This window comes from Actinosynnema sp. (assembly GCF_052038725.1).
The window spans coordinates 1-8,954 of sequence record NZ_JBQGCX010000381.1 but is presented as its reverse complement, the minus strand read 5'-3'; the positions used below and the strand labels follow the sequence as shown (position 1 = coordinate 8,954).

Sequence of the window (8,954 nt, the reverse complement as noted above, 5' to 3'; positions counted from 1 at the left end):
CCGCGTCCAGCACCCCCACCTCCCGCGCCACCGACGGCGCCCGCAGCGCGGGACCGCTCCCACCCGTCCCCGGCCGGTCGAAGACCAGGACCCGGACGTGCGGCTCCAGCAGGGCTACCGTGGCGTCCCAGTCGAACCACGCCCCGCCCAGCCCCGAGCTGAGCACGACGACCGGGCCGGACCCCCGCGCGCGGAGGTGCAGCCTGCCTGCCGGTGTGTGGATCGTGGTTCGCACGTGGCCGAGATCTCCGGGGGAGTGGAAGAACGTGGCGGTTGCCGGGTGGAAGTGGCGTGCGGCGGGAGTCGTCGCCACGGTCGTGCAGGTCTCCGCGCTGGCCTCCCTGGTGCTGCTGCTGCGGGCCGAGGGCACACCCCTCGGCGACGTCATCTTCTTCTCCGGCTACGCGCTCGGCCTGCCGGTCGAGGCGAACCTGTTCATCGTCCTGGTCCTGGTGGTCCTCGGCGCGGCGCTGCGCGCCCGCAAGCGCGCCGCCCTGTGGGCGCTGCTGCTCATCGAGGCGCTCGGCCTCCTCTGGGACCTGACCGTGCTGCTCCTGCTCGCCGTCGCCCCCGACGTGCTGGCGTCGGGGGAGCAGGTGGACTGGCGGCGCGCGCTCGGCTTCCTGGGCGGCGGCGTCCTGACCGCCCTGGTCATCATCGCCTTCCTGCTGGCGATCCGGGAGGCGTTCCCCGCCGAGCTGGCCCCCGGCGCCTGGCGCAAGGCGCTGGCCGCGTTCACCGTCGGCCTCGCCGCCGCCGCGACCGCCGGGTTCCTGCTCACCGAGGTCTTCCCCGGCACCCTCCGCGACCAGGGCGAGATGCTCGTCTGGGCGGCCAACCAGGTCTCCGGCGAGGTCGTGCCGCTGCGCCGCGCCCTGTCCGGCGAGGGACCGGCCTGGCTGAGCGTCCTGCTGGGCGTCACCGGCACGCTCGTCGCGATCTTCGCCCTGTACCTGTTCTTCCGGGGCGAGCGCTCCAGCCGGTGGATCAACGTCGACGAGGAGCTCACCCTGCGCCGCCTGCTGGCCGCCCACGGCGAGCCGGACTCGCTCGGCTACTTCGCCACCCGCCGCGACAAGAGCGCCGTGCTCTCCCCGGACGGCCGCGCCGCGCTGACCTACCGGGTGCTCGCGGGCACCACCCTGGCCAGCGGCGACCCGGTCGGCGACGAGGACTCCTGGCGGCAGGCGGTGCGGGCCTGGCTCGACGAGGCCCGCCGGTACGGCTGGCGCGCGGGCGTCCTCGGGGCCAGCGAGCGCGGCGCCCGCGCCTACGCGGCCGAGGGCCTCAAGGCGCTGGAGATCGGCGACGAGGCCGTGCTGGACGTGCGCGAGTTCAGCCTCGCCGGACCGGAGCGGCGCGCGGTCAGGCAGGCGGTCAGCCGGGTCGAGCGCGCCGGCTACACCGCGCGGGTGCGCAGGCACGCCGAGATCCCCGCCGACGAGATGGCCGGGCTGCTCGACCTGGCCCAGCGGTGGCGCGGCGCGCAGACCGAGCGCGGCTTCTCCATGGCGCTCGGCAGGCTCGGCGACGAGGCCGACGGCCGGTGCGCGATGGTCGAGGCCTACGACGCGGACGGCGCGCTGCGCGGGCTGCTCTCGTTCGTGCCGTGGGGCAGGCGCGGGCTGTCCCTGGACCTGATGCGGCGCGACCGGACCGCGGAGAACGGGCTCAACGAGTTCATGGTCGCCGAGCTGGTCGCCGCCGCCGGACGGCTGGGCGTGCAGCGGGTGTCGCTGAACTTCGCCATGTTCCGCGCGGTGTTCGAGGAGGGCGAGAAGCTCGGCGCCGGACCGGTGCTGCGGGCCTGGCGCGGCGTCCTCGGCCTGGCCTCCCGCTTCCTGCAGCTGGAGTCCCTGTACCGCTCCAACGCCAAGTACGGCCCCGACTGGCAGCCCCGCTACCTCTGCTACTCGAGCGTGCGGAGCCTGCCCAGGGTGAGCATCGCGGCGGGCGTCGCCGAGGGCTTCGTGCCGAACCTGCGCTCGCTGCTCAAGCGCGGGTCCCGCCGCCGGGGCCTGGGCGGGGCCACCACGTCCGGGCGCTGGTTCGCCGACGCCGTCCGCGAGATCGAGGCCACCCGCCCCGAACCGGCCCGCGCCCGCCGCCCCGAGCAGGTCAGGGTCCGCATGGCCAAGCTCGACCTGCTGCGCGCCGCGGGCCGCGACCCGTACCCCGTCGGCTACGACCGCGACTGCCCGGTCGCCGAGGTCGGGTCCCGGTTCGGGCAGGTCGTCGCGATCACCGGCCGGGTCGTGGCGCTGCGCGAGCTGGGCGGCCTGTGCTTCGCCCGCGTCCGCGACTGGACCGGCGAGGTGCAGATCATGCTGGACGCCGCCACCACCGAGGACCTGCGCCTGTGGAAGTCCGGCGTCGACCTCGGCGACCACGTCGGCGCGCGCGGCGAGGTCGTGCGCTCCCGGCGCGGCGAGCTGTCCGTGCTGGTCGCCGACTGGGCGATCACCGCCAAGTGCCTGCACCCGCTGCCCGACCGCCGCGCGGGCCTGGCCGACCCGGAGGCGCGGGTCCGCAAGCGCTACCTGGACCTGGCGGTCAACCCCGACTCGGCCGCGATGCTGCGCACCCGCAGCGCCGTCGTGCGCGCCGTCCGGGACTTCCTGCACGACCGGGGCTACCTGGAGGTCGAGACCCCGATGCTCCAGACCGTGCACGGCGGGGCCAACGCGCGGCCGTTCATCACCCACATCAACGCCTACGACACCCGCATGTACCTGCGGATCGCGCCCGAGCTGTACCTGAAGCGGCTGTGCGTGGCGGGCGTGGACCGGGTGTTCGAGCTGAACCGGAACTTCCGCAACGAGGGCGCCGACGCCACCCACAACCCGGAGTTCACCATGCTGGAGGCGTACCAGGCGTACGCCGACTACCGGGTGATGCTGGACCTGGTGCGGGAGCTGGTGCAGCACGCCGCGGTGGCCGCGCACGGCAGGCAGGTCGCGGTCCGCGACGGCGTGGAGGTCGACATCTCGGGCCGGTGGCCGGTGGTCCCGGTGCACGAGGCCGTGTCCACCGCGCTGGGCGTCGAGGTCGGCCCCGACCTGCCGCTGGACGAGCTGCGCGCCGCGCTGGTCGCCGGGGGCGTGCCGCTGCCGCAGGACCTGGAGGCCGACCACGGGACGCTGGTGCTGCGCGCCTACGACCACCTCGTGGAGCCCGCCACGACCGCCCCGACCTTCTACACCGACTTCCCCACCTCGGTGTCCCCGCTGACCAGGGAGCACCGCGCCGACCCCCGGCTGGCCGAGCGCTGGGACCTGGTCGCGTTCGGCGCGGAGGTCGGCACCGCCTACTCCGAGCTGACCGACCCGGTCGAGCAGCGCCGCAGGCTGGAGGCGCAGTCGCTCAAGGCCGCCAGCGGCGACGTCGAGGCGATGGAGCTGGACGAGGACTTCCTGACCGCGCTGGAGCACGGCATGGCCCCCACCGGCGGCCTCGGCCTCGGCGTGGACCGCCTGCTGATGATGCTCACCGGGACGAGCATCCGGCAGACGGTCCTGTTCCCGTTCGTCCGGCCCGAGCCCAAGGCGTGAGCCGAGGACCCGAGCTCCGTGAGCGGGCCGGGACCGGCGCGCGCCGCCGCTAGCAGCGCGCGCCCGCCTGCGGCGTCGCCAGACCGACCAGGTAGGCGGTGCCGATCGCGTCCACGCACTCCACGCCCTGCAGGTACACGGTGTGCTGCTCGCCCTCGTAGGTCAGCAGCGCGCCGCCCAGCACCCGTGCCAGGCTCACCCCCGCGTCGTACGGGGTCGCCGGGTCGCCGGTCGTGGAGATCACCAGCACCGGGGGCAGCCCGACGGGCCTCGCGGTCAGCGTCGGCGCCGCCGTCACCGGCACCGGCCAGAACGCGCACGCGTCCAGCACGCCCACCGGCGGGGCGCCGTCGTCCAGGAACGGCGCGGCCTCGCGGTACCGCCGCGCCACCTCGGCGAGCTTGGCCCGGTCGGTGTCGCGCGGCGAGTCCACGCACTGGATCGCGGTGAACGCGTCCGTGATCGCCGAGTACTTCCCGTCCGCGTCCCGCCCGTAGTAGGTGTCCGCGAGCAGCAGCAACGTCTGCCCCTGCCCCGCCTTCAGCTCGGTCAGCCCGGTGTTCAGCGGCTCCCACAGCTGCGAGGAGTACAGCGCCTGCACCACGCCGGTGATCGAGTCGTTGTACGACAGCTTCCGGCCCTGCACGGCCACCGGCTGCTCGACCAGCGGCCGGGTCAGGCCCTGGAACGCCTCGGCGGCCTTCGCCGGGTCGGTCCCCAGCGCGCAGTCCGGCCGTTTCGCGCACCACGCCGCGAACTCCTCGAACGCCTGCTGGAACCCGGCGCCCTGCGCCACCAGCGAGTCGCCCTCGTCCTGCGCCGGGTCGACCGCCCCGTCCAGCACCATCGCCCGCACGTTCGCCGGGAACGCCTCGGCGTACACCGCGCCGATGTGCGTGCCGTACGAGTACCCGACGTAGCTCAGCTTCTCGTCGCCCAGCGCGGACCGCAGCACGTCCAGGTCCTTCACCACGTCGCGCGTCCCCAGGTTCGCCAGGAACTCCGCGCTGGTGTTCTCCGCGCACTTGCGGGCGTACTCCTGGTTCTCCCGCTCGGTCTCCGCCACCCCCTCGGGCGAGGCGTCGACGTCCACGTCGAGCCGCTCCTCGTCCCGCTCGGCGTCGCTCAGGCAGCGCACCCTCGGCTCGCTCGCCCCCACCCCGCGCGGGTCGAACCCGACCAGGTCGAAGCGCGCGCCGATCTCCGAGGTCAGCACCTGCGGCACCAGCGACACCGCCGCCTCCATGCCGGACGCGCCGGGACCGCCGGGGTTGAGCAGCAGCGACCCGATGCGGTCACCGGTGGCGGGCCTGCGCAGCACCCCGATCCGGATCGTCCCCCCCTCGGGCGCCGCGTAGTCCAGCGGCACCTCGACCCGCGCGCACTCCAGGCTCGGCCGGTCCCGGTACAGCGCCCGCGTGGTCGTGCTGTCCGCGTACGCCGAGCAGCCGCCCCAGCCGATCTCCTGACCGTAGAACCGCTCCAGCCCCTGCGGCACCGCCCCCGCCGGGCCGCGCTTCTCCAGCCGCACCCCCGGACTCGGATCACCGGTGACCACCGAGGTGCAGGCGGTCAGCGCGAGCAGGACCAGGAGCAGCGGAGAGGAACGGCGCACGCACCGATGGTAGGTGCGCCCGGCGGGTGGTGACGCCTCGGACACAACGCGCGCCGCCGACCCCCTCCGTGGGAGAGGATGTCCCCATGCCGCAGCTCCGACTCGCACTGGCCCAGGTCAACGCCTGCGTCGGCGACCTGGCGGGCAACTCCGCCCTCGTCGTCGACTGGACCCGCAAGGCCGTCGAGGCCGGCGCTCACCTGGTCGTGTTCCCCGAGATGGTCCTCACCGGCTACCCGGTGGAGGACCTCGTCCTGCGCGAGTCGTTCACCTCGGCCTCCAAGGCCGCGCTGACCGACCTCGCCGCCACCCTCGACCGCGAGGGCCTCGGCGACGTCGCCGTGTTCGCCGGCTACCTGGACGGCGACGAGCGGGGCAAGCGCAACTCGGCCGCCGTGCTGCACGGCGGACAGGTGGTCGCCCGCCAGCACAAGCACCACCTGCCCAACTACGGCGTCTTCGACGAGCGCCGCTACTTCCGGCGCGGCGACGCGCTGGAGGTCGTGCGGCTGCACGGCGTCGAGGTCGGCCTGGTGATCTGCGAGGACCTCTGGCAGGACGGCGGCCCCGTCGCCGCCCTCGGCCAGGCCGGGGTCGACCTGGTCGTCTCGCCCAACGCCTCCCCGTACGAGCGCAAGAAGGACGACGTCCGGCTGCCGCTGGTGGCCCGCCGCGCCGCCGAGGCGGGCGCGCCGCTGGCCTACGTCAACCTCGTCGGCGGGCAGGACGAGCTGGTCTTCGACGGCGACACGATGGTGGTCGGCGCCGACGGCTCCCTGCTCACCCGCGCCCCCCAGTTCGTCGAGCACCTCGTGGTCCTCGACCTGGACCTGCCCGGCGGCGCCGCGCGCACCGAGGGTGACGTCGCGGGCTTCCACGTCACCCGCAAGGTGATCTCGGACGAGCCGCTGCCGCGCTACGAGCCGCTGCCCGTCCCCGCCTCCGCCGAGCCGCTGCCCGACGAGGCCGAGGTGTGGCACGCCCTCGTCACCGGCCTGCGCGACTACGTGCACAAGAACGGCTTCCGCTCCGTCGTCCTCGGCCTGTCCGGCGGCATCGACTCCGCCGTCGTCGCCTCGCTCGCCGTCGACGCCCTCGGCGCGGACTCGGTGCACGGCGTCTCCATGCCCTCGGTCTACTCGTCCGACCACTCCCGCTCGGACGCCGAGGACCTGGCCCAGCGCACCGGCCTGCACTACTCGGAGCAGCCGATCCCCACGATGGTGGCGGCCTTCGTCGACCAGCTGGGCCTCACCGGCCTCGCCGAGGAGAACGTCCAGGCCCGCTGCCGCGGCATGACGCTCATGGGCCTGTCCAACCAGCACGGCCACCTGGTCCTGGCCACCGGCAACAAGACCGAGCTCGCCGTGGGCTACTCGACCATCTACGGCGACGCGGTCGGCGGCTTCGCCCCCATCAAGGACGTCCTCAAGACCCTGGTGTGGGACCTCGCCCGCTGGCGCAACGCCGAGGCCGAGAAGCGCGGCGAGCTGCCCCCCATCCCGGAGAACTCGATCAGCAAGCCCCCGTCGGCCGAGCTGCGCCCCGGCCAGGTCGACACCGACTCGCTGCCGGACTACGAGCTGCTCGACTCGGTGCTGGACGACTACGTCGAGGGCGACAAGGGCTACCGCGCCCTGCTCGACTCCGGGTTCGCCCCCGAGCTGGTCGACCGGGTGCTGCGCATGGTCGACCGGGCCGAGTACAAGCGCAGGCAGTACCCGCCGGGCACCAAGATCAGCAACAAGGCGTTCGGCCGCGACCGCCGCCTCCCGATCACCAACGGGTGGCGCGAGGGCTGACCGCCCCGCGCGTTCGGACGAACCCCACCGAGACCCCGCAGCCACCCGGCTGCGGGGACTCGGCCCACCTGGAAGAGCGGATCTCCACCGAACCGACCAGCGCGATCACCCGCCGGGCCCCGCCCCCGTCACCCGCTCGGCCCAGGGACCACCACCTCCCCGCCCCGCCCCGTCCGCCCAGGGCGAACCGCGTTAGGGCGATCCGGCAACGCGCCGCCAACGAGCTTTACCTAGGCTGCGACCCATGAACCGCCAGCAGGAGTTCGTGCTCCGCACGCTAGAGGAACGCGACATCCGCTTCGTCCGGCTCTGGTTCACCGACGTCCTGGGCTTCCTCAAGTCCGTCGCGGTGGCCCCGGCCGAGCTCGAGGGCGCCTTCAGCGAGGGCATCGGCTTCGACGGCTCCGCCATCGAGGGCTTCGCGCGGGTCTACGAGTCCGACATGGTCGCCCGCCCCGACCCGGCCACCTTCCAGGTCCTGCCCTGGAAGACCCCGGACCAGAACCACTACTCGGCGCGGATGTTCTGCGACATCTCCATGCCCGACGGCGCCCCCTCCTGGGCCGACCCGAGGCACGTGCTGCGCCGCACCCTCGCGCGCGCCAGCGAGCAGGGCTTCACCTGCTACGTGCACCCGGAGATGGAGTTCTTCCTGCTGAAGGAGCTCAACGGCAACGGCCTCGAACCCGTCCCGGCCGACAACGGCGGCTTCTTCGACCAGACCAGCCACGAGACCGCCACCCACTTCCGCCGCCACGCCATCGAGGCGCTGGAGGCGATGGGCATCTCCGTGGAGTTCAGCCACCACGAGGGCGCGCCCGGCCAGCAGGAGATCGACCTGCGCTACGCCGACGCCCTCACCATGGCCGACAACATCATGACCTTCCGGTACCTGATCAAGGAGGTCGCGATCACGCAGGGCGTGCGCGCCTCCTTCATGCCCAAGCCGTTCTCCGAGCAGCCCGGCTCCGGGATGCACACCCACGTGAGCCTGTTCGAGGGCGACCGCAACGCGTTCTACGACGCCGAGGACCCCTACCAGCTCTCCGACACCGGCAAGGCGTTCGTCGCGGGCCTGCTCAAGCACGCCCGCGAGATCACCGGCGTCACCAACCAGTGGGTCAACTCCTACAAGCGGCTCATCGTCGGCGGCGAGGCCCCGACCGCCGTCTGCTGGGGCCACGCCAACCGCTCCGCTCTGGTCCGCGTGCCCATGTACTCCAAGGGCAAGGCCAGCTCGCGCCGCGTCGAGGTCCGCACCCCGGACTCGGCCGCCAACCCGTACCTGGCGTTCGCCGTCATCCTCGCCGCCGGGCTCAAGGGCGTCGAGAAGGGCTACGAGCTGCCGCCCCCCGCCGAGGACGACGTGTGGTCGCTGACCGACCGCGAGCGCCGCGCCGCAGGCTACGCCAACCTCCCGCAGAACCTGGGGGAGGCGCTCACCGAGATGGAGAACTCCGAGCTGCTCCCCGAGGTCCTCGGCGAGCACGTGTACGACTTCTTCCTGCGCAACAAGAGGAACGAGTGGGACTCCTACCGCCGCAGCGTGACCCCTTACGAGCTGCGAACCCTGCTGCCGGTCCTGTGAAGCGGCGACCCGTGCGGGTGGTCCACACCGGGCACTCCCCGAAGCTGGGCTCGTACACCGCGACCGAGTTCCCCTCGAACCCGGAGACCGCGCCCGCCCTCATCGGGTGCACGGTGGCGACCGCCGCCGAGCTGCCCGCGGTGAAGGCGCTGTCCGGCTCGTTCCTGGCCCACCACCCGGAGGCCAGGTTCCTGGCGCTGGTGGTCGACGCCGCGCCGGGCACCTCGGGCCCCGGCCTGGTCACCCCGGCCGACCTCGGCGTCACCGCCGAGGAGCTGGCGGTGCTCGCCACCCGCTGCACCGCCCCCGAGCGGTGCGGCGTGCTCCGGCCGCTGCTGCAGGCGCAGCTGCTCGGCCCGGGCGTCCCGGTGCGGTGCCTGGCCCCGTGGGTGCGGGTC

At 73.7% G+C, this 8,954-nt stretch carries 6 protein-coding genes; 4 read left to right on the top strand and 2 right to left on the bottom strand.

The genetic code is table 11. The annotated features are described in order from the left end of the window. Positions 1 to 235: alpha/beta fold hydrolase (locus ACTUAL_RS07685; RefSeq protein WP_440899755.1), on the bottom strand; the 235-nt coding region annotated here is incomplete at its 3' end. A gap of 31 nt (positions 236 to 266) precedes the next feature. On the opposite strand from ACTUAL_RS07685, the gene lysX reads away from it, so the two are divergent. Then, the gene (lysX, locus tag ACTUAL_RS07680; RefSeq protein WP_440899754.1) at positions 267 to 3,551 is read left to right on the top strand and encodes a bifunctional lysylphosphatidylglycerol synthetase/lysine--tRNA ligase LysX; all 3,285 of its coding nucleotides are present in this window, start codon (positions 267 to 269) and stop codon (positions 3,549 to 3,551) included. Positions 3,552 to 3,600: 49 nt separating this feature from the next. On the opposite strand, the gene ACTUAL_RS07675 is transcribed toward lysX, so the two are convergent. Continuing rightward, positions 3,601 to 5,166 (bottom strand): alpha/beta hydrolase, encoded by a 1,566-nt coding sequence (locus ACTUAL_RS07675; RefSeq protein ID WP_440899753.1) that lies wholly within the window; start codon positions 5,164 to 5,166, stop codon positions 3,601 to 3,603. Between the two features lie 86 nt (positions 5,167 to 5,252). Here ACTUAL_RS07675 and ACTUAL_RS07670 point away from each other — a divergent pair, with 86 nt between their 5' ends. The 3 genes from ACTUAL_RS07670 to ACTUAL_RS07660 all read left to right on the top strand — a co-directional run. Continuing rightward, on the top strand, positions 5,253 to 6,968 hold the full coding sequence (locus ACTUAL_RS07670; RefSeq protein WP_096491630.1) for an NAD+ synthase: 1,716 nt from the start codon (positions 5,253 to 5,255) through the stop codon (positions 6,966 to 6,968). Between the two features lie 244 nt (positions 6,969 to 7,212). Then, a complete protein-coding gene (locus ACTUAL_RS07665; protein WP_012783531.1) occupies positions 7,213 to 8,556 on the top strand; it encodes a glutamine synthetase family protein in 1,344 nt (447 codons plus the stop codon). 11 nt (positions 8,557 to 8,567) lie between these two features. Continuing rightward, a partial coding sequence (locus ACTUAL_RS07660; protein ID WP_440899752.1) for a hypothetical protein occupies positions 8,568 to 8,954 on the top strand: 387 nt, incomplete at its 3' end.

Bases quoted from the DNA above. Each gene is read 5' to 3' on its own strand.
- ACTUAL_RS07670 (WP_096491630.1), top strand. From the start codon at position 5,253: ATGCCGCAGCTCCGACTCGCACTGGCCCAGGTCAACGCCTGCGTCGGC.
- ACTUAL_RS07665 (WP_012783531.1), top strand. From the start codon at position 7,213: ATGAACCGCCAGCAGGAGTTCGTGCTCCGCACGCTAGAGGAACGCGAC.